Source organism: Marinimicrobium agarilyticum DSM 16975 (assembly GCF_000423345.1).
Lineage (GTDB): Bacteria > Pseudomonadota > Gammaproteobacteria > Pseudomonadales > Cellvibrionaceae > Marinimicrobium > Marinimicrobium agarilyticum.
In genome coordinates, this window is sequence record NZ_AUHU01000003.1 from 337,186 (window position 1) to 363,888 (window position 26,703).

18 protein-coding genes are annotated in these 26,703 nt (G+C 57.7%); 11 read left to right on the top strand and 7 right to left on the bottom strand.

Going from position 1 to position 26,703, the window contains the following annotated elements; genetic code table 11:
• Positions 1–98: 98 nt before the first annotated feature.
• Positions 99–1,325, top strand: coding sequence for a glycoside hydrolase family 27 protein (locus tag G547_RS0101545; protein ID WP_027328341.1), 1,227 nt, complete (start codon positions 99–101; stop codon positions 1,323–1,325).
• 221 nt (positions 1,326–1,546) lie between these two features.
• On the opposite strand, the gene G547_RS0101550 is transcribed toward G547_RS0101545, so the two are convergent.
• Positions 1,547–3,271, bottom strand: coding sequence for a bifunctional protein-serine/threonine kinase/phosphatase (locus G547_RS0101550; protein WP_027328342.1), 1,725 nt, complete (start codon positions 3,269–3,271; stop codon positions 1,547–1,549).
• 350 nt (positions 3,272–3,621) lie between these two features.
• A complete protein-coding gene (locus tag G547_RS0101555) occupies positions 3,622–5,097 on the bottom strand; it encodes a NarK family nitrate/nitrite MFS transporter (RefSeq protein ID WP_027328343.1) in 1,476 nt (491 codons plus the stop codon).
• Between the two features lie 528 nt (positions 5,098–5,625).
• Between G547_RS0101555 and G547_RS19550 the strand changes: the two genes are divergently transcribed.
• Together G547_RS19550 and G547_RS19555 are read left to right on the top strand one after the other, a co-directional pair.
• Positions 5,626–7,782 (top strand): TonB-dependent receptor, encoded by a 2,157-nt coding sequence (locus G547_RS19550; RefSeq protein ID WP_245573306.1) that lies wholly within the window; start codon positions 5,626–5,628, stop codon positions 7,780–7,782.
• Positions 7,783–7,828: 46 nt separating this feature from the next.
• Complete coding sequence (locus G547_RS19555) at positions 7,829–9,157, top strand: hypothetical protein (RefSeq protein WP_051234561.1); 1,329 nt, start codon at positions 7,829–7,831, stop codon at positions 9,155–9,157.
• A 31-nt stretch (positions 9,158–9,188) separates the two neighbouring features.
• On the opposite strand, the gene G547_RS0101570 is transcribed toward G547_RS19555, so the two are convergent.
• Positions 9,189–10,295 (bottom strand): MipA/OmpV family protein, encoded by a 1,107-nt coding sequence (locus G547_RS0101570; RefSeq protein WP_027328344.1) that lies wholly within the window; start codon positions 10,293–10,295, stop codon positions 9,189–9,191.
• Positions 10,296–10,458: 163 nt separating this feature from the next.
• Here G547_RS0101570 and G547_RS0101575 point away from each other — a divergent pair, with 163 nt between their 5' ends.
• Positions 10,459–12,228, top strand: a complete 1,770-nt coding sequence (locus G547_RS0101575; RefSeq protein WP_027328345.1) for an SLC13 family permease — start codon at positions 10,459–10,461, stop codon at positions 12,226–12,228.
• 83 nt (positions 12,229–12,311) lie between these two features.
• Here the strand turns inward: G547_RS0101575 and G547_RS0101580 are convergent, their stop codons facing one another.
• The 3 genes from G547_RS0101580 to G547_RS0101590 are packed head-to-tail and all read right to left on the bottom strand — an operon-like array spanning position 12,312 to position 16,495.
• A complete protein-coding gene (locus G547_RS0101580) occupies positions 12,312–13,103 on the bottom strand; it encodes a gluconate 5-dehydrogenase (RefSeq protein ID WP_027328346.1) in 792 nt (263 codons plus the stop codon).
• A 12-nt stretch (positions 13,104–13,115) separates the two neighbouring features.
• Complete coding sequence (gene kduI, locus G547_RS0101585; RefSeq protein WP_027328347.1) at positions 13,116–13,955, bottom strand: 5-dehydro-4-deoxy-D-glucuronate isomerase; 840 nt, start codon at positions 13,953–13,955, stop codon at positions 13,116–13,118.
• Between the two features lie 8 nt (positions 13,956–13,963).
• Entirely contained in the window at positions 13,964–16,495 is a 2,532-nt protein-coding gene (locus G547_RS0101590; RefSeq protein WP_027328348.1) for a glycoside hydrolase family 88 protein, read from the bottom strand.
• A 1,165-nt stretch (positions 16,496–17,660) separates the two neighbouring features.
• On the opposite strand from G547_RS0101590, the gene G547_RS0101595 reads away from it, so the two are divergent.
• The 7 genes from G547_RS0101595 to G547_RS0101625 all read left to right on the top strand — a co-directional run bounded on the left by G547_RS0101595 (position 17,661) and on the right by G547_RS0101625 (position 25,680).
• Positions 17,661–19,181, top strand: coding sequence for a UxaA family hydrolase (locus G547_RS0101595; RefSeq protein WP_027328349.1), 1,521 nt, complete (start codon positions 17,661–17,663; stop codon positions 19,179–19,181).
• A gap of 329 nt (positions 19,182–19,510) precedes the next feature.
• A complete protein-coding gene (locus G547_RS0101600; RefSeq protein WP_027328350.1) occupies positions 19,511–20,662 on the top strand; it encodes a Re/Si-specific NAD(P)(+) transhydrogenase subunit alpha in 1,152 nt (383 codons plus the stop codon).
• A gap of 12 nt (positions 20,663–20,674) precedes the next feature.
• A complete protein-coding gene (locus G547_RS0101605; RefSeq protein ID WP_027328351.1) occupies positions 20,675–20,959 on the top strand; it encodes a proton-translocating transhydrogenase family protein in 285 nt (94 codons plus the stop codon).
• 12 nt (positions 20,960–20,971) lie between these two features.
• Positions 20,972–22,378, top strand: coding sequence for an NAD(P)(+) transhydrogenase (Re/Si-specific) subunit beta (locus G547_RS0101610; RefSeq protein WP_027328352.1), 1,407 nt, complete (start codon positions 20,972–20,974; stop codon positions 22,376–22,378).
• A gap of 434 nt (positions 22,379–22,812) precedes the next feature.
• On the top strand, positions 22,813–23,823 hold the full coding sequence (locus G547_RS0101615) for a TRAP transporter substrate-binding protein (protein ID WP_051234563.1): 1,011 nt from the start codon (positions 22,813–22,815) through the stop codon (positions 23,821–23,823).
• A gap of 17 nt (positions 23,824–23,840) precedes the next feature.
• Entirely contained in the window at positions 23,841–24,341 is a 501-nt protein-coding gene (locus tag G547_RS19560; RefSeq protein ID WP_051234565.1) for a TRAP transporter small permease, read from the top strand.
• Positions 24,342–24,378: 37 nt separating this feature from the next.
• Positions 24,379–25,680: a TRAP transporter large permease gene (locus G547_RS0101625; RefSeq protein ID WP_027328354.1), complete on the top strand. Its 1,302-nt coding sequence runs from the start codon at positions 24,379–24,381 to the stop codon at positions 25,678–25,680.
• Positions 25,681–25,734: 54 nt separating this feature from the next.
• Here the strand turns inward: G547_RS0101625 and G547_RS0101630 are convergent, their stop codons facing one another.
• Positions 25,735–26,670: a sugar kinase gene (locus G547_RS0101630; RefSeq protein ID WP_084645534.1), complete on the bottom strand. Its 936-nt coding sequence runs from the start codon at positions 26,668–26,670 to the stop codon at positions 25,735–25,737.
• Positions 26,671–26,703: the final 33 nt, after the last annotated feature.

The window sequence follows — 26,703 nt, forward strand, 5'->3', positions numbered from 1 at the left end:
GCGTGTGTGAAAACCGCCGGGCATGGCTCGGCGGTTTTTTTAAGAATGAATTAACTTATAAGATAGATCCTATAAAGAACGACAAAGGTGAAGACTCGATGAAACAATCCCCGTTGGTATTAATGGCAGGTGCGATGCTGTGGCTGGTGTCGTCAATCGCAGGTGCGCAAAAATTCGACGGCCTGGCGGATACACCGGCCATGGGCTGGAACAGTTGGAACACATTCGCCTGTAACGTCGATGAAGACATGATCAAGGATATGGCGGATGCCATGGTTGAATCCGGTATGAAGGAGGTCGGCTACGAATACATCAACATCGATGATTGCTGGCACGGCGAGCGCGACGCTGATGGCAACATCCAGGTGAACGAAGAGCGCTTTCCCTCCGGCATGAAAGCCCTGGCCGATTACGTTCACTCCAAAGGTCTGAAGCTGGGAATATACTCGGATGCGGGCGATACCACCTGCGCCGGTTACCCGGGAAGCCGCGGCCACGAATATCAGGATGCGAAAACCTACGCCGAGTGGGGCATCGACTACCTGAAATACGACTGGTGCGATACCGAAAACATCAACCCCATCGGCGCCTACACCACCATGCGCGATGCCCTTCATGAAGCCGGCCGCCCAATTCTGTTCAGCATCTGCGAGTGGGGTGACAACCAGCCCTGGAACTGGGCGCAGGACGTCGGTCATTCCTGGCGTATCAGTGGGGACATTTATCCGTGCTGGGATTGTGAGCTGAACTGGGGTTCCTGGTCCTCCTGGGGCGTTCTGAAAATTCTGGATATGCGCGATGAGATTCGCGTCCGCCAGTACGCCGGCCCCGGTCACTGGAATGATTTCGACATGATGGAAGTGGGTAACGGTATGACCCCGGCGGAAGACCGTTCGCACTTCTCCCTGTGGGCCATCGTCAATTCGCCGCTGATTGCCGGGAACGACCTGCGCAGCATGTCAGAGACCACTCGGGAAATTCTCACCAACAAAGAGATCATTGCCCTGAACCAGGATCCGTTGGGCGTACCGGGCATGAAGTATTTGCACGCTGGCGATTTGATGATATTCGTCAAACCCCTGGAAAACGGCGGATGGGCGTTTCTGTTTCTGAACCGTGGCGACGACACCCTGAAGTACACCCATGAGTGGCAGCACCATTACGAGGTGAAGGACGATCAGTTCGGCCACAGCATTGATTTTAATCACGACAGCTTTACCTGGCGCCGTTTGTGGAAAAAGGGAAGTGGTGATACCGATAAGCCATTGACGTTGAGCATTCCGGCTCATGATGTGGCGGTGTTGCGGCTATCCCCTAAACGCTGAGTGCGTTGAGGAGGGTGGCATTAAGCATGAACCTTAGGGTGATATCGTCTCGCCCGGTAGCTCCCCCGGGGAACCTCAGGGCCAATTTTCCTAATGGAGTCGTAGGGTGGGTAAGGCGGTAGCCGCCACCCACCAATAATGTCTGGGGTGGTATCTCGGGCCTGCCTTATTTGGTAGGTGGCGCTTCGCTTCGAAGCGTCGGACCGACCTACCCTACGTACTCAGTTACCCCACAACTTCAATGCCAACACGGCAGCGAACGCCCATCCAACGAAAGCGACGGTGGGCCAAACCCATTCCGGCTTGCGTTTTATCAAAGGCATGGAAGCGTTCTGCTGCCACCGCGGGTTGGGCCGCTGCAAATCCTGCCACCATTCTGACAACGCGGCATAGCGCTGCTGTGGTTGCAGACTTAAAGCTTTCCGCAGTGCTCTATCGAGCCAATAGGGTACCAACGGATTGTGCTGACTGGCTGGTATGTACTTCAGTTTCTGAAACTCCCGCCAGTCCATCGCTTTGCCATAGGCCGCGCCATAAGGCTTGTGGCCGGTAAGCATTTCGTACAGTAGCACTGCCAGAGAAAACTGATCGGAATGGGGCCCGGTCTCACCGCCAAAACGGTATTCAGGAGCGGAGTAGTCCAGCGTGCCCAGAATCCGGTCGCGAGCGAAAGGTGCTTCAAGCTCTTCCACACTGGCCACCCAGCAGGAACCGAAATCGACGATCACCGGACCGTTTGAGCTGAGCACGATATTGTCCGGCTTCAAATCCTGGTGCAGGGTTTCCTTTCGGTGCAAGGCGCGAATGCCGCGCAGCAGCTGCCCGGTAATTTCCACCGCATCGGAAATATTCAGTGGCCCCCGTTCGGCCATCATCTGCCCCAGGGTCGGGCCGGGAATATACTCCGTCAGGTAGTACAGACACGATCGCGTTTGCGGGGGTTGGACCACGCGCGCCACCTGCGGACTCTGAATGCGCGCACCGATCCAGGCTTCCATGACAAACCGTTCGATATACGCCGGGTCATCGTTGTAGAGCACTGAGGGCGTTTTCATAATCAACGCTCGCTCCTCGGGGTCCCGCACCAGGTAGACCTGACTGCGGTTGGACTCGTGCAGGTGTTTTTCCACCCGCAAACCATCGAGCGTCTGTCCCACCTCCAGTAGCGGCGGGAAGGGAAGGTGGGCCAACACCTGCATGGCGTCGTCCTGACTGGCGCTACCGAGTTGGCGGACCTTGGCCACCTGGATGCTCAGGTTGTCGTCACTGCCGTTTTCCAATGCGGCCCTGAAGGCTTTGTCGACCAGATGCTGCGGATTCTCGCAATGGGTCTTGATCAGCACCCGAAAGGCGTCGGCATTGATATGGTCGTGTATCCCATCGCTGGTCAGAATAAATACGTCACCGACGTGCGCCTCCAGGGTGTGAAAGTCCACATCAACGCTGACGTCCGCCCCCAGCGCCCGGCTGAGGTAGGTGTCGTGTTTGTTGAGGCGCTGGCAGTGGTCCCGCGTCAATTGTTCGAGTTGGCCATCGCGCCAGAGATAAATACGGGTATCGCCAACGTGAAAGAGGTAGGCGTTGTTGCCTTTGAGGATGAGGGCACTGAACGTGGTAAGCAGGCCTTCGTCGTAGACGCTGTTGCGGCTCAACCCCCAGAGGCTTCGGTTGAGCGATTGCAGCACCCGCTGGGCGGATTTGCGGGTGCTCCAGGTGTCTGGGGTGGCGTAGTAGTCGGTGAGGAACCCGGTGATGGCGGTCTGGCTTGCCTCCCGCGCGGCTTCGCTACTGCTGACACCATCGGCCACGGCCATGGCGATGCCTTTGTTGGTCAACAGGGGGTCGTCGGGCAGCCGGGCACCGAGGGTGTCCTGATTTTCGGCTTTTTCTCCGGCGTCACTACGCTGGGCAAAGTCGATGCTGAGTTTGGATTTCAGGTGGTCCATTTAGAGTTCTTTTAGTCGGTGCTTTTTAGAGGGGATAGACCATCTTGTCCCTCAGTGCAAAACCGCAACTGATGTGGATGTAGGGTAGGTAAGCGAAGCGCCACCTACCAAATCAACCTTCCGCAACCACCACGGACTTTGTGATTGGGTTGTAAATCAAAATGGTAGGTGGCGCTTCGCTTACCAACCCTACGCAGGTTGAATCTTGTCATTGAGGGCCGGTGTGGGATGCACTGTTCCCGGACCGTGGAGCGGGGGACCCGCGATTCGAGCCCCCAGGGATGGGTTTACGGCGTGTCCGGGAACAGTTCATCCCACACCGGACCGTACTATCCGACTGCGTTAAACAATCAGGTCAACTCAATCTTCTGCAAACTCCCGTCCGCCATCATCTCGCTCATATGACCACGCGGTTCCACCAACAACTGAACCAGGAAGAACGTTGCCACCGCCGAGCCCGCGATGATCATGAAAAACGTACTCGCATCAATAAAACTGTACGCCGTCAAATACGTCACTGCACCCACGTTACCATAAGCGCCCGTCATCCCAGCAATCTGACCCGTCATCCGGCGCTTGATCAACGGCACCATCGCAAACACCGCTCCTTCGCCCGCCTGTACGAAGAAAGAACAACACATCACAGCAATGACCGCCAGCCACACCGGCCAGGCCGCATCTACCTGTGAGAGAACAAAGTAACCCACCGCAAGGCCACCGATAAAAATCGACATGCTGCGCCGCCGGCCGAAATTGTCGCTGATCCAGCCACCGCCCGGGCGGGCCACCAGATTCATAAAGGCAAAAGCGCCGCCGAGCATACCCGCCTCGGCCAGGCTCAGGCTGGTGAAGGTTTCCAGGAAAAACGCGGGCAACATGGAGACCACTGCCAGCTCCGAGCCAAAGGTCACGAAGTAAGCCCAGTTTAATACCGCCACCTGTTTGAAGTCGTACTTGTCGTGCTCGGGTACGCCGTCTTTCAGCATGTCTTTATTTACGCGATAGATCTGGCTGAACTGGAAAGCAAACAGCGCCAGTAGAATCACCCACATCAGATAGACCAGGTTCTGGCTCAGCAGGCTGATGTTGGAAGGCCCCAGGCGCCAGGCCAAGACGGCCAGAATCGCGTACATGGGAATGTTCATGGCAATGTACAGATAGAAATCCTTTTTACTGGACACTTCCATGCCGCCGGACTTCTTCGGTTTGAAGTAGGTGGAGCCTTTGGGGGTGTTGCGGGCGCGCCAGTAATAAAACAGACCGTAAACAATCGCGATGAGACCGGTGGAGGCGATGGCCGCGCGCCAGCCCCCGAAACTGCCGAACGCGGCGACCGCGAGGGTTGGCAGAATGAAGGCGGCGGCCGCGGAACCGAAATTCCCCCAGCCGCCATAGATGCCTTCCGCCAGCCCCACCTGGCGGGCCGGGAACCACTCTCCCACCATGCGAATGCCGATAACAAAGCCTGCACCCACGAAGCCGAGAAGGAAACGGGTCAGCGCCAACTGCTCGAACGTTTGGGCCGAGGCGAATATCAGACAGAGCACACCCGAGGTGCAGAGCAGACCGCAGAACACCTGCCGGGGCCCGAACTTGTCCACGAGAATGCCGATCACGATGCGGGCCGGGATGGTCAGAGCCACGTTAAGGATCAGAAGCGCCTTCCATTGAGCGTTGCTCATGCTGAGCGTTTCCACGATCAGAGGCTTCAGCGGGGCGTGACTGAACCACACCACAAAGGAGAGAAAGAACGCAAACCACGTCAGGTGCAGTATGCGAATCGAAGGCTGGGAGAAATCCAGCGGGTTCAGTTTGTTCAAGCTCATAAGACATCATCCTGGGTTGTGCGGTGCCTGAGGGGGCGATGTATGTTTCGAAGCGCCGGGCTGTGCCGCGAACCGTTTGAATCAAAATGGGGCACAATTTTCGCCACTCGGTGTTCCTCTTTTGTGCTCAGCCAGTTTGACGCTCTCTAAATCCTGGCAGCGATACTCCACTTGGGTTGCAACCCCTGTGCCAAGCTTTTTAATTTTTTAACACCTTGTTTTTAAAGAAGTTTTAATGATCGTTGAAGATGGGGTGGGCGATGCGTTGAGCAACAAGCGTGCTTGGTTGGGGCAGGTGTGAGTCACTCTGGTGCGCAAAAGTGGGGTGTTTGCGGGGAATTGAGAGCAATTTCAGGGGTTCGGCTGAGTGGCTGATGACGTCAAAGTCACCTGCACTTCAAAATGCTCCAATGTTGTGCGTATAGGTCTGTGTGTCGGATGACGAAACTGAAGTAGAAGCGTAGGCTTTGATTTCTATTAGTTATGTTATACCATAACAAAAGTGACTCAATGCACCTGGAGGTAGTTGTGCGCAGAATATTGTGGCGATCGTTATGTGGGCTTGGAACACTGGGCATCAGTGCTCTGTCTGTGGGGGCGCAGGCCGAAGAGGCGGACCATCCCAACCCGGCCAAGCTGGAGGTCATTGAAGTCGTGGCCTTGCCGTGGCACGCCTCCACACTGGAGTCGGCCCAGCCGGTGTCTGTACTGGACGGCGAGGCTCTTGCTCGTCGACAGTCCTCCACTCTGGGAGAAACCCTGTCCAAAGAAGTGGGGGTCCACACCAACTACTTCGGTCCAGTGGCGAGCAGCCCGATCATTCGGGGCCTGAGCGGGCCGCGGGTGCTGATTACCCAGAACGGGCTGGATGCCGGAGACGCCTCGCGGGTGGGACCGGATCACCTGGTCACCACCGAGGCATCCACCGCAGAACATATTGAAGTATTGCGCGGTCCCTCCACCCTCTTTTATGGCAGTGGCGCCATCGGCGGTGTAGTCAACATCGTCGATGGGCGCGTGCCCCAGGACACGGTGCCCACCGGCCAGTGGCATGTGAAGCACAACGATGTGGCGGATGAGGATCTGGTCAGTGGCAGCGTCACTGGCGGTACCGGCCAATGGGCCGGGCACATCGATGGCTTCTGGCGTGAATCCAACGACTACCGCATTCCCGTCCCGGCCGAAGCGCATGACGATCATGAGCACGCCGATGAGGTTAATGAAGAGGAGGCTCATGACGAAAGCCGCCTGGACAACTCGGCCTACCGGGCCAAAGGCGCGAACCTGGGAGCCAGTTACTTGCTCGACAATGGCTTTGTGGGCCTTTCAGTGGGACGGCTCGAACGCACCTACGGCATTCCGGGCCACAGCCATGGGGAAGAGGCGCTCGATGTCTATGCCGACCTGGAACAGGATCGGGTGCAGGTTCACAGTGAGTTGAGCTTTGATCACGACTGGTTCAGTGCCCTGAATACCCGCCTGGGGTATACCGACTATCACCATGCGGAGGTTGAGAACGGTGAGGCCCTGACCACGTTTGCCAATGAGAGCTATGAGGTTCGGGCGGAGCTTTTCCATCAGCCCTTAGCGGATGGGCGTGGAGCCTGGAGCTTTCAGTACAAGCATCAGGACTTCGAAGCGGTGGGGGCGGAGGCGTTCACGCCGCCTTCGGTCACTGAGAGTCTGGCGCTGGCCTGGATGGAAGAGCGGCACTTCGGCCCGGTGCTGTTGCAACTCGGTGCCCGAATGGAGCACGTGGACGTCGAGGCGGATCGGTTGACCCTGCCCATGGAGGACGATGAATCGTTATTGGCCGTTTATTCGGTGGCGCAGACCTTTGAGCCGTTCAGCGTGTCCGCCGGCGCGGTGTGGGACTTTACTCCGGGCTACAACCTGGGCGTATCGATCTCCCGGGCGCAGCGCGCGCCGTCTTCCGCCGAGCTCTATTCTTTTGGGCCGCACATTGGTACCAGTAGCTATGAAGTGGGGGCGCTATACGAGCTTCACTCTGAGAGTGATGGCCATTTTCATGTTGAAGTGAGTCCCGCTGAGGTCGAGCTGGAAACCTCCAACAATCTGGATATCTCGCTGCGCAAGTTTAACGGGGATTTCGGCTTTACCCTGAATGCCTTCTACAACCAGATGGACGATTACTACTACCTGGCCGCCACCGGTCTGGAGGCGGAGAGTGATCATGACCACGAGCACGATCATGCCGAGGAGGAGTCAGAGGGGCTACCGGTGTATTACTACACCGCTCAGGATGCCACCTTCTATGGTCTCGAGGGGCAGCTCAGCTGGCAGCTGTCCGCTCCCTGGCAAATGGTTCTGACCAGTGACTACACTCGCGCCGAACTTGAGGGCGATACCCCCCTTCCCCGTATTCCCCCTTTGCGGGTAGGCCTGGAACTCAACTATGAGCGAGACGGTTGGCGTGCCTCCGTGGGCGGACAACGCTATTTTGAACAGGACCGGGTTGCCGAGCTGGAAACCGTCACCCCCGGCTACACCCTGGTGGATGCCGAGCTGGGGTATGACTGGACGCTGAGCCGACAGACCCTGACCTTCTATGTGCAGGGGCGCAACCTCACCGACGAGGAAGCGCGTCCGCACACCTCTTTCATTAAGGACCAAGCCCCCTTACCGGCCCGTTCTTTCGCGGTGGGGGTGCGCTCGCAATTCTGATCCCGACCTTTTGTTTTATTGAATAACCTGAACAAGGATAACGAGCATGTTTACCACTTCACGCTATATCGCTTACGCCTTTTGTGTGAGTGCCTTATTAGCACTCTCCGCCTGTGGCGGCAGCAGCACCAACATCGTCGAGCGCGAGCCGGTAGAGAATCATGACGACCACGATGACGATGAACACTCTCACGGTGATGCGCCCAGCAGCAAGGGTCGCCTGGTCATTTCGTCTCACGATGAACCGGAAGTCATGGTCTACGACCTGGATGATGGGGAAGAGCTGGCCCATTACCCGATGGAAAGTGCCGTCTCCGCCGTATACGCCAGCGCCAACCATCGTTTTGCGCTGGTGCTTCAACGGGACGGTAACCAGGTGAACGCCATCGATGCGGGCTTCATTCGCGAAGCGCACGGCGATCACTTTGATTACACCATCGCCGCACCGTCGTTCAGTGACTTCGAGATGTCGGGGCCTCGCCCGACCCACTTTACGCTGGGCAGCGATGAAGCAGTGATTTTCTACGATGGCAACGCCGATACCGCTGAGGTCGCTCAAGTGGGTGTTGTTTCAAACGCGAACCTGGCCAATGGTGCGGCCGGCGTCCGGATCGAACTGACCACTCACCAGCATGGCGCCGCTCGGACTCTGGGGGAGCATCTGTTCCTCACCGTGCGCGACCCTCAGGATACCTCGACCACCCTGCCGGACCAGGTGGTGTTTTACCACCTTCACGACGGTGAGTACGAGCTGGAACACACCTTCGAGATGGAATGTCCAGCGCTGCACGGCAGTGCCGGATGGGACCACGGCGTGGCGTTTGGTTGCGGTGATGGAGTGTTGGTGATTCACGAAGAAAGTGGTGAGTTTGTCGCGGAGAAAATTGCCAACCCCGAAGGCTTGTCCGGTCGTATCGGTTCGCTGTACGCGACGGCTGGTGCTCATGAGCTGGTGGGCGTTGCCTCTGGCGAGCTTTTCCTGATTGACCCGGAAGCGGGGACCATTGAGGCGTTGAGTTGGACCGAAGACGGGCGCGAGGCTGTCGCCTACGCGTTTGATGCTGAGGGCGAACACTTCCTGGTGCTCGATGGTCAGGGCGGGTTGACGCGGTTGGAAGTCGAGGAGGAGTGGACGGCGCTGGCGCCCATTGAGGTCGTTGCCTCGGACTTGAGCGGCCTGTCGGAGGACCTGCGCGTGGCCATGGCTGTGTCCCATGCCAGTCACTTAGTCTACGTCACGGACCCGGTTGCCCTGACGGTTTTGGAGGTCGACCTGGAGTCGGCGGCGGTCACCACAGCCCTGACGCTTGAAGCCGTGCCCGCCAAACTGGCCTGGACCGGATTTGAGGGGACGCACGAAGAGCACGATCACTAAGCTCTGATTCTGCTGAGCGCTCGTTCCTATTTTAGAAAGTATAACCCAGGGCAAGGAAGCCTTTGACCAGCCGCTTTTCATCCACCAGCGGACTGTCGGTCAGGCTGGTATCCAGCTGTTCGACACCGATATTCCCGATCAGCTGCCAGCCCGTGGTGATTTCATAGAACACCGACAGCCCCAGCTCCGGGTTCAGGGCCGACCCGGGAGAGTAAGATGGGCGCCATTTGGTGGCGGCACTGGCCGGCACTCCGAACTCGTAGTCGGCCAAGTCATCGCTCAACCAGTTGATGCCCACGGAGGGTGACAGTCGAGCGTTGCCCCACTGGAAGCCACGGCTGAGCGACAGGCTGGCCACTTGCCCGCCAGAACGATCAAACAGGTCCTGACTGACGCTGCCCGACAGTCGGAAGTTGCCGGGCAGGTCGCCGATGACGGCGAGCCCCAGCATAAATGTAGTGTCCCGGTCACCCATGTCCGCCAGATATGAACTGTCGGCGTCTTCATAGGCACCCAGGCGCAGGTCTCCCTGAAGCGCCAGCCGCCAGTCAGTGCTGCCTGTCAGGGTGTAGCGCACCCTGGGTCCCGTCCATTGCAAGCGCTCCCCTATGTAGAAAATCGCCGGAATCGGCTGCACTGGCTGGGCGTTGCTGTCCCGGTAGGGGGAGCTCTGTCCGACCATCCCGATGCCGACTCCCAACTGGCCCGAAGGGCCGAGGGGGCGGTACAACTCCATCGTCTGTTCCTGGGGCTCGTTCTCGCTCAGGCGGATCTGGGCCCGCTGAAAGCTGGGCGGGCCCTTGGGTCGGTAGCCGTTGGACAGGGCGATCGGCTCTCGTGGGATGCCGATAAAATTCCGGTCCAGCTCGCCGTTGCCGTTGTCGTCCTGAAACAGGAGGATGGCATAGTCGCCCGCCGGCACATCCATCACCATGGGCTCGGCGGTAAGAACATCGAACCGAAGGCTGGGGGTGCCCAGGCTTCCGAACTGGTCCGCATCCTCGTAGAGGTAGAGGATGAGGTCTGCCTCTTGGTTCGCGCTTTTCGCCGTCACAGTAAGCTTCGCTCCGAAGGCGGCCTGGGCCGTGAGCAGCAGTAACAGCATTAAAGGCAGGGTGGTGCGGGACAGTGCAGCCATAACAGGTTTCCGGAACGAAAAAGTCTGTAGCGAGTACGCCGCCGCGGGCGCTTCGGATGAGCATATACTCCCTTGTTATAACCCTAGAGCCAATAACTATTTTCTCTGAGCAGGGCGTTTGGTTATGCTCGCGGGGTTTTATAACTACACTGGACGAGACTGTATGGAATGGCAAGGCTTGCTGTCCCTGCTGCTGACCCTTGGGGCGCTGGGCACGCTGATTTTTACCCGCATCGGACCGCACCTGGTCATGACGGCGGTGATGATTTTACTGATGGTGACGGGCGTGCTGACGGCCGAGGAAGCGCTCGCGGGGTTCAGTAACAGCGGCCTGATTACCGTGGCGGCCATGTTTGTGGTGGCAACCGGTATCCATTCCTCCGGCGGCATCGAGTTGGTGGTCCATCACCTGTTGGGCCAGCCCGGCAGTGTGCGCCGGGCGCAGATGCGGGTGGCGTTGCCGGTGGCCCTGTTCAGTGGCTTTCTCAACAATACACCGGTAGTGGCAACCATGATTCCCGCCGTGCGAGCCTGGGCCAAGCGGATTGATGTGCCCGCCTCCAAGCTGATGATCCCCCTCAGCTACGCCGCCATTCTCGGTGGCACCCTGACCCTGGTCGGTACGAGTACCAACCTGGTAGTCAACGGCCTGTACCAGTCCATGACTGGGGATGAAGGCTTCTCCCTGTTTTCCATCACGGCGGTGGCTCTGCCCGTGGCGGTGGTGGGCCTGGTGTTCATTCTGGTGTTTTTTCCGCGTTGGCTGCCGGACCGTCGGGAGAAGGCACTGTTCGGCAACCTGCGTGAATTCACTCTGGAAGTGGCGGTCGCGCGCGACGGGCCATTGGTCGGAAAGACCGTGGTCGAAGCGGGGCTGCGTAACCTCAAGCGCATCTATCTGGTGGAAATCGAACGCGCCGGTGCCATCGTGCCCGCGGTCGGCTCCGAGGAACCCTTGCAGGCCGGGGACCGATTGATTTTTGCCGGCGATACCGAAGCCATTTCCGATCTGCTGCGCATCAAGGGCATTGTCCCTTCCACGAACGGTGAACCGACGCTGGGGCGCGAGCACAGCGAGCGACGCCTGGTCGAAGCGGTGATTTCACCCCACAGCAACTGTATCAACCAGACCATTCGGGATTCCCAGTTCCGCGAGCGCTACGGGGCGGTGGTGTTGGCGGTGGCCCGCAACGGTGAACGGGTACCGGGCAGCCTCGGCACGATCAAGCTCAAACCGGGTGACACCCTGTTGCTGGAGGCGCGGCCTGCCTTTGTCAGTCGTCAGCAATACAACAAAGACTTTTTGCTGATCAACGACCTCCAAACCGAAGCACCCCGGCACCAGCGCGCCTACCTGGCCTGGGGCATTTTGGCGGCGGTGGTGCTCACGGCCGCTTTGGGTGTGTTGCCGATGTTGGAAGCGGCTCTGGTCGGTGCGGCTGTCATGATCGCCAGCGGGTGCTGCTCGGCCCCCCAGGCGCAAAAGAGCCTGGACCCGACTGTGCTGCTCACCATCGCGGCTTCTTTCTCAATTGGCGCCGCGCTGGATAAAACCGGCGTGGCCCTGTTACTGGGGCAGATGGCGGTGGATCTCAGCGGTGGCCACCCCTGGCTGATTCTGGTGATGGTCTACGTGACCGTTTCGCTGTTGACCGAGTGTGTCACCAACAACGCAGCAGCGATTATTATGCTGCCGGTGGTGCTGGAGATCACCGAGAAGGCCAGCCTCAATCCCGAGCCATTCATTTTCGCTGTGATGATCGCGGCCTCGGCCAGCTTCGCAACGCCACTGGGCTACCAGACCAACCTGATGGTGTACGGTCCTGGCGGCTACCGCTTTACCGATTTCCTGAAAGTCGGCGCGCCCATGAACGTCGTGGTGGGGGTGACCACGCTGGTCGTGCTGATTCTGGGTTGGCCGTTGGTGCTTTAGGGCGGCTGATTGAACCTTCAGGCATAAAAAAGGCGACACCGAGGTGTCGCCAACTAGCCGCAGAAAGGGACTGCTGAAAGGGGTTACTCGTTCGCGGGCTTGCCGATGGTGGCGAGAATGCCGCCGTCGACATAGACCACTTGGCCGGTGACAAAGTTGCTGGCCTTGGAGGACAGGAAGATTGCAGCGCCCTGCAGGTCGTCTGGGTCGCCCCATTTTCCTGCCGGGGTCCGGCTGATGATAAATTCGTTGAGCGGGTTGCCTTCCACGCGAATGGGCGCGGTCTGGCTGGTGGCAAAGTAGCCGGGGCCAATACCGTTGACCTGAACATTGTGACGGGCCCACTCGGTGGCCATGTTCTGGGTCAGCATCTTCAGACCACCTTTGGAAGCCGCGTAGGCGCCGACCGAGTCACGGCCCAGTTCGCTCATCATGGAGCAGATGTTGATGATCTTGCCCTGCTTGCGCTCGACCATTTTCCTGGCGACCGGACGGGTCATGGTGAACACGCCAACGAGGTTGGTGTCGATGACCTGCTGGAACTCCTCAACGGGCATTTCCAGCATGGGGACGCGCTTGATGATGCCGGCGTTGTTCACCAGGATATCGATCGGTCCCACTTCTTTCTCGATTTTCTCGACCGCGTCGATTACCTGGTCTTCTTTGGTGACGTCGAACTTGTAGCCAAATGCCTTGTAACCTTCCGCTTCGTACTCCGCCACGGCCTTGTCGATTTTCTCCTGAGAGGAGTGACCGTTGATCACGATGGTGGCGCCGGCACTGCCCAGGCCCTTGGCCATAGCCATGCCGATGCCGTGCGTTGCGCCGGTGATCAGGGCGACTTTTCCAGTCAGGTCAAATAGCGGGTGTGTCATCTTGCTCGCTCCTTACTTCAATTCGTGTGGCTGGTGGAAGTCCATGTCGGTGTAGTCGAGGTTTTCACCGGCCATGCCCCAGATAAACGTATAGTTTGCGGTACCCACGCCCGAATGCATAGACCAGGGTGGAGACAGTACCGCCTGTTCGTTGTGAATCCACAGGTGGCGGGTATCGTCTTTCGGGCCCATGAAGTGGCAAACGGCCTGGTCTTCCGGCACGTTAAAATAGAAGTAGGCTTCCATCCGCCGGGTATGGGTGTGCACCGGCATGGTATTCCAGATACTGCCGGGTTGCAGCTCGGTCATGCCCATCTGCAGCTGGCAGGTCTCGATGATGCCGTTGATCAGCAACTGGTTCACCCGGCGCTCATTGCAGGTTTCCGAAGAACCCAGCTCCAGCACGTTGGCATCGCCCATGCCGACCTTTTTGGTGGGGTAGGCGTGGTGGGCCGGGGCCGAGTTCAGGTAGAACTTCGCCGGATTGCCGGCGTCAACGCTGCGAAAGCTGACGGCTTTGGCACCGCGGCCGATATAAAGCGCACTCTTGGTTTCCAGCTCGTAGTCGGTTCCATCGACGGTAATGACACCGTCGCCACCGATATTGATAGCGCCCAGTTCGCGCCGATCGAGAAAGTGCTCGGCTTTTTGTTGGTCGACGGGCTCCAGGGTCAAGGTGTTTTTGACCGGCTTGGCGCCACCGACCATCATGCGATCATAGTGGGTGTACACCAGGTTGAGCTTGTCGTCTTCGAAGATCTTTTCGATCAGGAAGTGCTTGCGCAACTTTTCGGTGTCGTAGTGTTTGTAGTCGTCGATATGAACGGCAAAGCGTTCTTCAATCTGTTTCATGGATTACCTCATTCGCCTTTGAGCAGTTTGTGCATCTCTATGCCGGCCAGGATGAACGGCCCCGTGCCCTTGGGATCATTACGATACACCGGCTCGCTCATATAGTACTCGTAGCTGCCGTCTCGGCCAAAGCCTAGGCCGGCGACCAAGCAGATATTGGTCAAACTTACCTTATTGTCAGTGTGAACAATCATGAACTCCTGGATCAGGCCATCATAGGCCTTTTGAGCCACTGATCGGTAGGAGTCATCCAGATAGCCGTTGTTCAGCGCTTTGGCGTAAAAGTAAGTAAACATGGAGGATGCGCTGGATTCGCGGTAGTTACCCGGCGCATCCGGTTGATCCATGATCTGCCACCAGGTGCCGGTGGCCGGGTCCTGGTACGTTTTCAGGTCGGCAGCGATCTCGTTGATCATATCGATCAGCGGCTGGCGCAGCTCGGTTTCCTCTTCGGGGATATAGTCGAGCACATCGACGATGGCCATGGTCAGCCAGCCGAAACCGCGGCCCCAGAAGTGCTCTGATAGGCCTGTCTCCTCATCGGCCCAGCCCTGCTGCTTTTTCTCATCCCAGGCGTGGTAGTAGAGGCCGGTTTCCGGGTCGCGGAGTTGTTCACGGGAAATCTGGAATTCCTTGACCACTTCCTCCCAGCTATGGTGCTGTTGTTCGCCTTCTTCAAACAACAGGGCGTATTGGGCGAGAAACGGCATGCCCATGTAAACGCCGTCAAGCCACAGCTGCCAAGGGTAGCGCTCTTTGTGCCAGAAGGCGCCTCCGCTGGTGCGCGGGTGGTCCTTCAGGTGCAGACGCAGCTGTTGGGCGGCGAGCTTGTAGCGCTCCTCACCGGTTTCTTTCCACAGACGCAGGACAACGTCGCCGGGTTTGATGTTGTCGATGTTGTAGTTACTGGTTTTATAGCGGGCAATCTCGCCGTCTTGCCCGATGAAGGTACCGGTGGTTTTGGCCTTCACCTCGGCGTAGCGGGGCTCATCGGTGACTTTACTGAGCTCATCGTAGGCGAGCGGCAGCAGGCCGATGATGTCGTATTCGAACTTGGGCGGCCGCTCGCGGTTGGTGTCCCAGCCGTCGACGTGATAGCGGAGGGTTTTGCGTTCCAGCTCGGACTCGGCCAGGCGCTGACTCCAGCTCAACGCCGCGTCCGCGTCGGCCGGCGGGTGTTTCTGTGCCTGACTGTGGGCGAAGAAAGTGCGCTCTCGGGGGGGCATGGTCAGGCGCTCTGCCTGCTCCTCAAGGTAAGCGACAAAATCCTCTCGGGTTTTGATGCCATTGGCTTCGCCTTCCCACGCGGCCAGGAAGTAGTAGTCCACATCTTCCCCCGCAGCATCGAGCACGGACACATAATTGTGTTCGTCTTCGGTTTGGGTTTCCAGGTCAGAACGACGGAACAACAGGGCCATACCCAGGTTGTCATCATTCAGGGTTTGCTGGCCCCAACTGGCGACGTAGGTGTACGCCTTGCCCGTGATGTCGACCTCGCCCTTGATCAGCTCGGTACCCGGGTGTTTGACCAGACCGGCGGCGATATTGTCGAGCGGCTCGCTCAACTCCAGATCGACATGCACCAAACGGCTGCCGGCGATCATGGAAAGCTGCGCGGTCAGGTCCAGAGTCTTGTCGGCGACCTGCCAGTCGTTGTATTGAATGCTGAAGGAAGAATAGAGGTCCCCGTTCTCCAGAATGCGGGCATCCCAGCCGTCTACCTCAGAGACCCGTACCACTTTCTCACCGTCCCAATAGCCATAGCCGCCGGCACCGAGTGAGTCGCCCACCTTCAGGATATCCATGCCCCAGTCCGCCATCTCGTGGTAGGAGCCGAAGCCATCCTGGCCGACGTCTTGCAGAACCATATCGGTGGTTTTCTTGCCAAAAATGTCAAAACCGTTGCGCCAGTCCAGGTACATCCGGTAGCCCACCAGATCGGACTCAATACCGGGGCCTTCATAGCGAATGAAGTAGGAGTGATCGGAGTGCTCTTCGGGTGGGGTCAGCTGCTGGACGTTTTCGAATTCCCCGCCGACGTACTCGTATTGTTCTTCGCGATTTTCTTCGGAATGGGGCTGCCATTCACCGCCGGTTTTCCGGGAGATTTCCGCCTGGGTGCGCTTGGCGGCTTCGGGTGACTGGCTGGCCAGGTTCCGTTTGATGATCAATTCGGCGTGGGCTTCCGAGCCGAGGTCCACCAATGTGAATACCCCGTCCTTCTCGCCGTCACCGTCGCGGTCGATCAGTTGGGCCGGGATGGGCGAACCGTTCAGGAGGGTGCCCAGCTGAGCATTCAGTGCCGCCTGGCGATCGAGACCCAGGTCATAAAAGCTGACGTAAACCGGCTCATCGTTCAGTGCACGACTGAGCGCGTTGGACAATTCAATGCGGGCCAGAGGCATCGCCTCGGTGCTTGAATGGGCGCTGCTCTCGGTGGTGGCCGGTTGCGATTCGGAAGGGGCGGGCTTTTCACTGCAGCCTGTCAGGGCGGCGACCGCAATCAGCGCGGTGCCGGGGAGCTGTCGGTATTTCAGCATAATCTTCACCTTTCTGGGTCTCTCTTATTAGGAGCCGGTAGGCTCTGGTTGTTCTAAAAGATGACACATTGTCGGCGTTATTGCAGCGCCGGACGATCGTTGCATTGACGATTGTAGCGGAGGGCAACCGAAGTGGTGGCGGCCCGCGCGGGGGCCGGGCACAGCCTAACCCACCAGTGGCGTACCACTGGTGGGCTTTGGCCTGGTTGATAATCGCCCGGTTTCGCGGCTTTATGTGGCTGTAACAATGCCGTATGCCTTGATAACCGAGGTGGTTTTAAAGCTTGACCGATAAAACTCGGGGCTCCGAACCACTGGAGTTTTGGTCTCTCTCACCTCTCTCCACTGTCTCCCTCTTGCCTCTTTACCTCTTTTTTCATTCGAGGCCCGAGCACCCGTTAATGTCATTGTGGGTTGCTCGATACCGCGCTGGCACAGTGTCTCGGGATAGCGTTTCAGATACTGCCTGTAGGGCTATCGCAACGGTCTATCTTATTTGAGTCCGCTTTTCCGGGCGGGAAAAGCCTGTGCCGTTATGCAGTGGTTTCATTCTGGTACGCCTCGGCGGGAAAATCAAGACTCGAGAACAAATTTTTTTCTGTAATCGGCATTATATTAGTTCAATTATTTCGGTTTTTTGAGTGTAAACGGTTACACATAATTTTGTTTGTATCGGTAATCGGTTACATTTTGCGTCAATTTCGTTGTCCCGGAGCCTGTCGGTAAAAAGAGCGAAAATTTGTGATTTTTTTTGCAAGATGAACTCTCTCCTAAAATTGCGGGTATGACAGCGGTGTCATTTGCTGCAGGTGCGGGTTTTATCGAAATGACACCGCTGTCATTTTGAGATTGAAGAAAACCTCCCAAACGTTGTCCGGTGGTTGGCGCGTTTAAATGGTTGCGACAAAGGTGGTGACGGTGCTAAATTTGATCACGGTATTGACCGAATACCATTGCCGATTTTTCAGGCGCCGCAAGGCGCCTGTTTTTTTCTATCCCAGAAAAAGTGTGGGCCCTGATAAAAAGCTGCGGTCAAAGCAAAGGCCAGGGTACTTCGGCGAACCGGTCAGCAGGATATGCTGACAGGTTGTTTTCCTCCGAAACGGCTTTCCAGCGGTCAGGTGAGAGTGACTTTGGAAGCTCCAATCTTTGGGTGATCATTATTTTGGCAAACATCATTCATCTGCACGAACGTGACAACGTCGGCGTGTGCAAAGCGGCTCTTCCTGCCAACACGGCGTTACTCCAGCCCGATCTGACTCTGATCGACGATATCCCCGCCATGCACAAGGTGGCGCTGGTGGATATAGCGCAAGGGCAGCCGATCCTCAAGTACGGCCAAATTATCGGCTTCGCTTCCCGGGCAATTCACACCGGTGAGCATGTGCACAGCCACAACTGCAAAATGGGGGCGGCGGAGAAAGACTACGGTTTCTGCCGTAATGCCCAGCCCACTGACTTTGTGCCCGAGCAAGAGCGTGCCACCTTCCAGGGGTATCGGCGCGCCAATGGCAAAGTGGGAACGCGCAACTACATCGGTATCCTGACGACGGTGAACTGTTCCGCCACGGTGGCGAAAGCCATCGCTCAGCACTTTACCTTCTCCGGTGAGTTGGAGGATTATCCGCATATTGACGGTGTGGTCGCCTTCACGCACGAGACTGGCTGCGGCATGCGCTCGGACGGCGAGGGATACGAAACCTTGCGTCGCACCTTTGATGGCTACGCTCGTCACCCCAATTTCGGGGGTGTGCTGATGGTGGGATTGGGCTGTGAAACCATGCAGGTGCGCCGCGTTATGGAAGAAAGCGGTCTGGGGGATACCGATACCTTCCAGGCCTACACCATTCAGGACGTGGGCGGCACCCGCAAAGCCATCGAGCGTGGCATTGAGGTATTGCGGGGCATGCTGGCGGGCGTTAATACCCACCGGCGCGAAACGGTTCCAGCCAGTGAGTTGACCCTGGCCGTTCAATGCGGAGGCTCGGATGCGTTTTCCGGTATTACTGCCAACCCGGCGCTGGGAGCTGCGGGTGACATACTGATCCGCCACGGCGGTACCGTCATCTACTCAGAGACACCGGAAATTTTTGGCGCGGAGCACTTGTTGACTCAGCGTTCAAAAACGCCGGAAATCGCACAGAAGTTGCTCGACCGGATCGAATGGTGGCAGGATTATACCGCTCGCAATGATTTCGAGCTGGATAACAACCCATCCCCGGGCAATAAGGCTGGCGGATTGACCACGATTATGGAAAAGTCCCTCGGCGCCCAGGCGAAAAGTGGCTCCACTGAAATGGTGGGTGTCTACCTTTACGGTGAAGAGATTAAAGCGAAGGGGTTGGTGTTTATGGACAGCCCCGGGTTTGATCCGGTGTCAGTCACCGGGCAGGTGGCGTCGGGTGCGAACGTGGTATGCTTTACCACAGGGCGCGGCTCAGCCTTCGGCTTTAAACCCGCACCCAGCCTGAAGCTGGCGAGTAACTCTGAGCTCTTCAGCCGCATGGAAGACGATATTGATATAAATTGCGGGGGCATCCTGGATGGGGAAATGACCCTGCAGGAATCCGCTGAAGCCATCTTCGAGCAGGTTCTGGCCACCGCGTCGGGCGAGCCGACCAGGAGCGAGCTGCTCGGTTACGGGGATAACGAGTTCAATCCCTGGAAGATCGGCGCGGTTGTCTGAAAATATAGGTGGTTGGCTAAACGCATAGGGCGGTCGCCTATAGCCATAGAAAGTAACAAGGGGGCTGTGTCCGATCGATCGGGCGGCAGTACCAACAGTGGACCAACGGGTCACGTAATGCCGGGAGGTGAGAGACTCGGCAGCGCGCTTGCGGTGAATCAGAGCGAGAACGCCTGAACACCGCACCCCTTTGACTCCATACAACAAGAAGTGAGGTGCCGGAGACCCCGGATGCCTCACGTATTAGGACATCATTCCTCGCTGCACCCGCCAAAGTCGGGAAAAGCGACTATGGTTAATGGTGTCCATCACTTGAGGGAGACAATTCAATGAAAATTGCGATACCCAAAGAGCGCCGGGAGCACGAGCGGCGCGTGGCCGCAACGCCCGAGACGGTGAAGAAGTTGATCGCTCTCGGCGCTGATGTGGCTGTGGAGAAAGGTGCTGGCCTGTCCAGTCGAATCACCGATGAGGCCTATGAGGCGGCGGGCGCCAGCCTGATCGCTGATCTCGATAGTCTTTTGGGCGATGCCGATATCGTGCTCAAAGTCCAGCGCCCCTTGCTGGGCGGCGACAATCAGCCCGATGAGCTGAGCCCCATGAAACCGGGCGCGTTGCTGATCGCCGGTCTTTCCCCCTACGCCGATCCCGATGCCATCAAGCGTTACGCCGACGCTGGCGTGACCGCCATGGCAATGGAGCTGGTTCCCCGGATCACCCGAGCCCAGAGCATGGATATACTCAGCTCCCAGAGCAACCTGGCTGGCTATCGCTCGGTGCTGGAGGCGGCCTACCTGTACGACCGCGCCATGCCCATGATGATGACTGCTGCCGGGACTGTTGCTCCCGCCCGGGTGATGGTCCTGGGGGCCGGTGTGGCCGGCCTGCAGGCCATTGCCACCGCGAAGCGTCTCGGGGCGATTGTCTCGGCGACGGATGTGCGGGCCGCCGCCAAAGAGCAGGTTGAAAGCCTGGGCGGCAAGTTCGTCATGGTGGAGAGCGAGGAGACCGCCGGTGCGGAAACCGCCGGCGGCTACGCCAAGGAAATGAGTGAAGATTACCAGCGCCGGCAGGCGGAACTGGTGGCGAACACCCTGAAGAAGCAGGATATCGCCATCTGTACCGCTCTGATTCCCGGCCGCAAAGCCCCTACCCTGATCAACGACGAGATGGTGCACAGCATGCGCCCCGGCTCGGTGATCGTGGATTTGGCGGTAGAGCAGGGGGGCAACTGCACCCTGTCCAAACCGGGCGAAGTCGTGGATGTAAACGGGGTGACCATCATTGGCCACTTCAATATCCCCAGCCGTCTGTCGACCGACGCCAGCGCGCTGTTTGCCAAAAACCTGCTCAACTACCTGACACCTCTGGTGGACGCCGACAGCAAAAAGCTCAGCGTCAACTGGGAGGATGAAATCGTCGCGGCCACAACGCTGACGCGCGACGGTCAGGTGGTGCACTCCGCATTCCAGCCACAATAAAAGGGGGCCACCATGGAAGCCAATTTCATTCAGCAGTTATCGATTTTTGTGCTCGCGATTTTCGTCGGTTACTACGTCGTCTGGAGCGTCACCCCGGCGCTTCACACACCGTTGATGGCGGTGACCAACGCCATCTCCAGTGTGATCATTGTCGGTGCGCTGATCGCCGCCGGGCCCGAGGGCATGAGCTTGTCAAAAATGCTCGGATTCCTCGCCATGACGCTGGCCGCGATCAATATCTTCGGGGGCTTCACGGTCACCCAGCGCATGCTCGCCATGTACAAGAAGAAAAAGTAACCGGGGGAATTTATGACTGACTTACACGCAAATCTGACGGCGCTGGCCTACCTGGTCGCGGCGGTATTGTTCATCATGGCCCTGCGCGGCCTGTCCTCACCTGAGACATCCCGGGCGGGCAACCTCTTTGGCATGATCGGTATGCTGATCGCGGTGGTCACCACCGTGTTCAGTCCGGAAGTGCAATCCTACGAATGGATCATTGCGGCCCTGATCATTGGCGCGGTGATCGGTATTACCACCGCCAAACGCATTGCCATGACTGCCATGCCCCAATTGGTGGCGGCGTTTCACAGTCTGGTGGGTATGGCGGCGGTACTCGTGGCCGGGGCGGCCTTTACCAACCCGGATGCCTTTGGCCTGGTCGCCGCCGACGGCAATATCTTTGTCGGTAGCCGCATTGAAATGGCCTTGGGGGCAGTGATTGGTGCAATCACCTTCTCGGGCTCTGTCATCGCCTTTACCAAACTGCAGGGGCTGGTCTCCGGCGCACCGGTGTCTTTCGGCGGACAACATTTTCTGAACGCCCTGGTGGGGCTGGTGATTCTCGGTCTGATCGTCTTCTTCTGCGTCGACCAGCAACCCTGGATATTCTGGACCATGACTGCCCTGGCGTTTGTGATCGGTGTGCTGATCATCATCCCGATCGGTGGCGCTGACATGCCGGTGGTCGTATCCATGCTCAACTCCTATTCGGGCTGGGCCGCGGCCGGCATTGGCTTTACCCTGAAAAACGATGCCCTGATCGTGACCGGTGCCCTGGTGGGTTCCTCCGGTGCGATTCTGTCGTACATCATGTGTAAGGGCATGAACCGCTCCTTCTTCAATGTCATTCTGGGCGGCTTTGGTGGCGACAGTGACTCGTCGGGCCCGGCGGGTGACTCTGACGATCGGCCTGTGAAGCGCGGCAGTGCGGAAGATGCAGCGTTCATTATGAAAAATGCCGGTTCGGTGATTATCGTTCCCGGCTACGGTATGGCCGTGGCTCAGGCGCAACACGCGTTGCGCGAGATGTGTGACGAGCTGAAGCAGGCGGGGGTTACCGTCAAGTATGCGATTCATCCGGTGGCGGGTCGTATGCCGGGGCATATGAATGTGCTGTTGGCGGAAGCGAATGTACCCTACGATGAGGTATTTGAGCTGGAGGACATCAACAGCGAGTTCCAGACGACGGATGTGGCTTTTGTGATTGGCGCGAACGATGTGACGAATCCGTCGGCGAAGAGTGACCCGGCGAGCCCGATTTATGGCATGCCAATTCTGGATGTGGAGAAGGCGAAGACGGTGCTGTTTGTGAAGCGCGGTATGTCTCCGGGTTACGCGGGGGTGCAGAATGAGTTGTTCTATCGGGACAATACGATGATGCTCTTCGGGGACGCCAAGAAGATGGTGGAGACGATTCTCCGCAATCTTGATTAGGAGGTTTTTCAGCTTCGGGGGTGGGTGAGGAGCACACTGCTTCAAGACACGCCGTGAATACGTCCATGTAGGCTCGAATCGCGAGTCCCTCGCTCCACGGTCTTGAAGCAGTGTGCTCCTCACCCTCTGACCGGTTGGTAGAGGGAATGCTTGATGCGTTAACGTTGGCCTTTGGAGCGACTGGACGGTGGCTCCCCAAAGCGTGTGTGGAGTTGGTGTGACACTCGCACCGAAGTAGGGTCGGTGCGGGGCATAGGGTTGCTGGACCGTGGAGCGAGGGACTCGCGATTCGAGCCCCCAGGGATGGGTTTACGGCGTGTCCAGCAACCCTATGCCCCGTTCCGACCCGGTACAACGAAGTACAAAGCCTTCCGTTGAGAGAGCGAAAGGTGGGCTGTATGATGGTCAACACGACAATAAGAGAGAAGGTCCTTATGCAAAAGATACGAGACAACAAACGATCCAGTTGGAGAGGTTGGTCGCGCTTGTTGGCCGGCCTGGCCATCGCCGCCCTGCTTGCGGGTTGCGACGCCGTGGTGGACAAGACCGTGCACCTGAAAATGGGCCACGACCTCGACCAGAGCACCCCCGTGCACAAAGCCATGGTTCATATGGCTGAACGGCTCGAAGAACTTTCCGACGGCAGCATGGAACTCAAAGTCTACTCCAACGGCCAGCTCGGCTCAGAGCGAGAGCTCATCGAACTGCTCCAGATTGGCAGCCTGGCCATGACCAAAGTCTCCGCCAGCCCCATGGAAAGCTTCGTGCCCAAGATGAAAATCTTCAGCATTCCCTACGTCTTCCGGGACCACGAACATTTCTGGCAGGTTCTGGAGAGCGACATTGGCCGCGACATGCTGGCCGCCGGTGAAACCGTGGGACTGCGTGGCCTGGGTTACTACGACGCCGGCAGCCGGAGTTTCTACACCGTCGATACCCCGGTCCATAAACCTTCCGACCTGAATGGTCTGAAAATCCGCGTTCAGGAAAGCCAGACCTCCATGCAGATGGTCAGCGCGCTGGGGGGCTCTCCCACCCCCGTTTCCTGGGGTGAGCTTTATACTGCCCTGTCCCAGGGCGTGGTTGATGGAGCGGAAAACAACCCGCCCAGCTTTTTCATCTCCAAGCACTACGAAGTGTGCAAGTACTACACCCTGGATGAACACACTTACGTGCCCGATGTGGTCCTGATCAGTGACTATGTGTGGGACAGCCTTACCGAGCAACAGCAGCAGTGGCTTCAGCAGGCCATGGACGAGTCGGTCGAGTACCAGAAAAAGCTTTGGGCCGAGGCCACCGACCACGCGCTGGAGGAAGTCCAGAAGGCAGGTGTTGAGATCATTCGTCCCGACAAAACCCTGTTTATGGATCAGGTAGAGAGCATGCACGACGCCTACAAGGGCGAGCCGGTGTATGATCTGTTGCAACAGATTCAGTCCATGTAAGGACAGGAGCAATAACGATGAAAAGCGTAATGAATGGCATTGATAGTGTGCTCAAGTGGGTGTTGACCGTCCTTATGGCGGTGATGGTTCTAGACGTGACCTGGCAGGTCGTCACTCGTTTTATCCTGTCCGAGCCGAGCTCGGTGACCGAGGAGTTGGCGCGTTTTCTTCTTGTCTGGATCGGCCTGCTGGGCGCCGCCTACGCGTTTCGCGTGCGCGCCCACTTGGGGCTGGATCTTTTGACGTCCAATCTGCCCGTCCAGTCGAGGAAGAAAGTGGAAATTCTGATCAATGTTATCTGCTTTCTCTTCGCCGCAACGGTCATGGTCTATGGCGGCGCGAAGCTCGTGGCACTGACCCTCGACCTTAACCAGACGTCCCCGGCACTGCAGGTCCCCATGGGGTATATCTACACCGTCATTCCGCTCAGTGGGTTGCTTATCTGCTTGTTTGCGGTGGACCACATTATTCAGGGTTATGTGCCCAGTCACGAAGAAGAAGGCTTGCCAGTCGATTGATCCTGGCCGAGCCCGACAATAATAGAGGCGAAGATTTATGGAATTCTCAATTGTAGTCCTGGTTGTCAGCTTCGTGATCCTGCTGGCATTGAACGTACCCATTGCAATCAGTATTGGTGTTTCCACCGTGCTGACCATGCTGTTTACCATCGACTTCCAACCGGCGATGATGACCGTTGCCCAACGTATGGCCGGGGGGATTAACAGCTTTGCGTTGCTGGCGATTCCATTTTTTATCCTGTCCGGGATATTGATGGGGCAGGGCGGTATTGCCCATCGCCTGATTGAATTTGCCAAAGTGTTCTTTGGCATGCTTCCCGGTGGTTTGGCGTTTGTGAACGTCATCAGTTGCACGCTGTTTGGCGCCATTTCCGGTTCGGCCGTGGCGGCGACCTCTGCGGTGGGTGGCTTTATGGTGCCGGCAATGACCAAAGAGGGTTACGATCGTGGTTTCTCCGGTGCCGTGACCGTGACCGCTTCTACCACTGGGTTGTTGATTCCGCCCAGTAACGTGTTGATTGTGTACTCTCTGGCCAGCGGCGGTGTTTCCATCGCCGCCTTGTTCATTGCCGGTTATATACCTGGCCTGTTGTTGATGGCGGGCCTCATGACAGTCTGCGGTATCTGGGCCAAGCTCAAAGGTTACCCGGTAGGCGATCGAATTCCCTTTCGGGATGCGGTTAAAAAAACCATTGATGCCATTCCCAGTCTTTTGCTGATTCTGATTGTCATCGGTGGGATTGTGGCGGGGTATTTTACCGCGACTGAAGCCAGTGTGATTGCCGTGCTCTATGCCCTGGCACTTTCGGTTGTTTTCTACCGGGAGGTGAAGGTCAAGGAGCTACCGGGGATTCTGATCAAATCGGTAGAGACCACGGCCATCGTAATGTTGTTGATCGGTACCTCCACCGCCATGTCCTGGGTTATGTCCTATGAGAATATTCCCCAGACCATCAGTAGCGCCTTGGTTGCGCTCAGCGACAACCCTTACGTGATTCTGCTGACCATTAACCTGATCCTTCTGGTGGTCGGTATCTTTATGGATATGACCCCCGCGGTGCTTATTTTTACTCCGATTTTCCTGCCCGTGGTGACTGAGCTCGGAATGTCACCCCTGCACTTCGGTATTATGATCGTACTGAATCTTTGTATCGGGCTCTGTACGCCCCCGGTGGGCAGTGTACTCTTTGTGGGGTGCGGGATCGCGAAAACCACCATTGCCAAAATGTTCAAGCCATTGTTGCCGCTATACGCCGCCATGTTTGTCGTTCTTCTGTTGGTCACCTATGTGCCGGCGCTGAGCGAAGCATTGCCGCGTTTCTTCGGGCTGTATGATTGAACGAGATGGGCGGGAGTGAGAGAGGGGCGTCCGAGGGGGCGCCCCCCGAAGTCTTTAATTGTTCAGGTGCTGTTCAAACAAGGTCTTTTCGATAACGCCACCGCGGTGTTGAATCACAATACGGGCACTGCGAGTCCCGTTAGCGGCGGATTCCTCCGGGGATGCGCCTTCAAGCCGGGCGGCCAAGTAGCCAGCGTTAAAGGTATCGCCGGCGCCCGTGGTATCAACGACGTTGTCTACTTTGGGAACCGGAACGCGAGTCTCCTGTCCGTCGATGATCAGAATGGTTTCTTCGGCGCCGCGTTTGAGCACCAATTCGGGGACCTTGGCACAGCGCTTTTTACAGCCTTCGACGGAGTCGTCGCCCCAGAGCAGCTGCTCGTCGTCCAAGGTCAGCAGCGCTATGTCGGTCAATGCCAACATGGATTGCATCGCTTTCTGGGCTTGTTCAGAACTGCTCCAGAGACGGGGACGGTAGTTGCTATCGAAAACGATTTTGACGCCTTTTGTACGCAGGTTTTTCAGCGCATCGAACAGGCTCGAGCGCGCAGCCTCACTCATGATCGCCAGGGTGATGCCGCTCAAGTACACCGCGTCGAAGGCTTGCAGCTGCTGATACAATTGCACACTGTCATTGGGGTCGGAAAACAACTCGCGCGCGGGAGCTTCCCGGCGCCAGTAGAAAAACTCGCGCTCGCCATCGGGCGTGTTGCGGATGATGTAAAGCCCCGGTGAGCGGCCGGGAACGCGGGTGATCATCCCGGTGCCGATGCCTTCATCGTGCATCCGTTGGATGATCTGGTCGCTATAGGGGTCGTCGCCCAAACGGGTGACGTAGTCGGTCTGAAGACCCAGCCGGGCCATGTACACCGAGGTATTGTAAGTGTCGCCTGCGTAGGAGAGCGCCTTGATTTCTCGGGTCTCTTCCTGCGCGGTGGGGTAGGGCGAAAGTTCCACCATCACTTCGCCGACTGCTGCTATACGTGCCATAAAAGCGTGCCTGTAGGTCGATATCGGTCGTTA

Excerpts from the sequence above, each read along its gene's own strand:
- G547_RS0101600 (WP_027328350.1), top strand. The coding sequence starts at position 19,511 with ATGAAAATTGCGATACCCAAAGAGCGCCGGGAGCACGAGCGGCGCGTG.
- kduI (WP_027328347.1), bottom strand. The coding sequence starts at position 13,955 with ATGAAACAGATTGAAGAACGCTTTGCCGTTCATATCGACGACTACAAA.
- G547_RS19560 (WP_051234565.1), top strand. The coding sequence starts at position 23,841 with ATGAAAAGCGTAATGAATGGCATTGATAGTGTGCTCAAGTGGGTGTTG.
- G547_RS0101570 (WP_027328344.1), bottom strand. The coding sequence starts at position 10,295 with ATGGCTGCACTGTCCCGCACCACCCTGCCTTTAATGCTGTTACTGCTG.
- G547_RS0101630 (WP_084645534.1), bottom strand. The coding sequence starts at position 26,670 with ATGGCACGTATAGCAGCAGTCGGCGAAGTGATGGTGGAACTTTCGCCC.
- G547_RS0101590 (WP_027328348.1), bottom strand. The coding sequence starts at position 16,495 with ATGCTGAAATACCGACAGCTCCCCGGCACCGCGCTGATTGCGGTCGCC.
- G547_RS0101605 (WP_027328351.1), top strand. The coding sequence starts at position 20,675 with ATGGAAGCCAATTTCATTCAGCAGTTATCGATTTTTGTGCTCGCGATT.
- G547_RS0101625 (WP_027328354.1), top strand. The coding sequence starts at position 24,379 with ATGGAATTCTCAATTGTAGTCCTGGTTGTCAGCTTCGTGATCCTGCTG.
- G547_RS0101550 (WP_027328342.1), bottom strand. The coding sequence starts at position 3,271 with ATGGACCACCTGAAATCCAAACTCAGCATCGACTTTGCCCAGCGTAGT.
- G547_RS19555 (WP_051234561.1), top strand. The coding sequence starts at position 7,829 with ATGTTTACCACTTCACGCTATATCGCTTACGCCTTTTGTGTGAGTGCC.
- G547_RS0101580 (WP_027328346.1), bottom strand. The coding sequence starts at position 13,103 with ATGACACACCCGCTATTTGACCTGACTGGAAAAGTCGCCCTGATCACC.
- G547_RS0101555 (WP_027328343.1), bottom strand. The coding sequence starts at position 5,097 with ATGAGCTTGAACAAACTGAACCCGCTGGATTTCTCCCAGCCTTCGATT.
- G547_RS0101615 (WP_051234563.1), top strand. The coding sequence starts at position 22,813 with ATGCAAAAGATACGAGACAACAAACGATCCAGTTGGAGAGGTTGGTCG.
- G547_RS0101610 (WP_027328352.1), top strand. The coding sequence starts at position 20,972 with ATGACTGACTTACACGCAAATCTGACGGCGCTGGCCTACCTGGTCGCG.
- G547_RS0101545 (WP_027328341.1), top strand. The coding sequence starts at position 99 with ATGAAACAATCCCCGTTGGTATTAATGGCAGGTGCGATGCTGTGGCTG.
- G547_RS0101575 (WP_027328345.1), top strand. The coding sequence starts at position 10,459 with ATGGAATGGCAAGGCTTGCTGTCCCTGCTGCTGACCCTTGGGGCGCTG.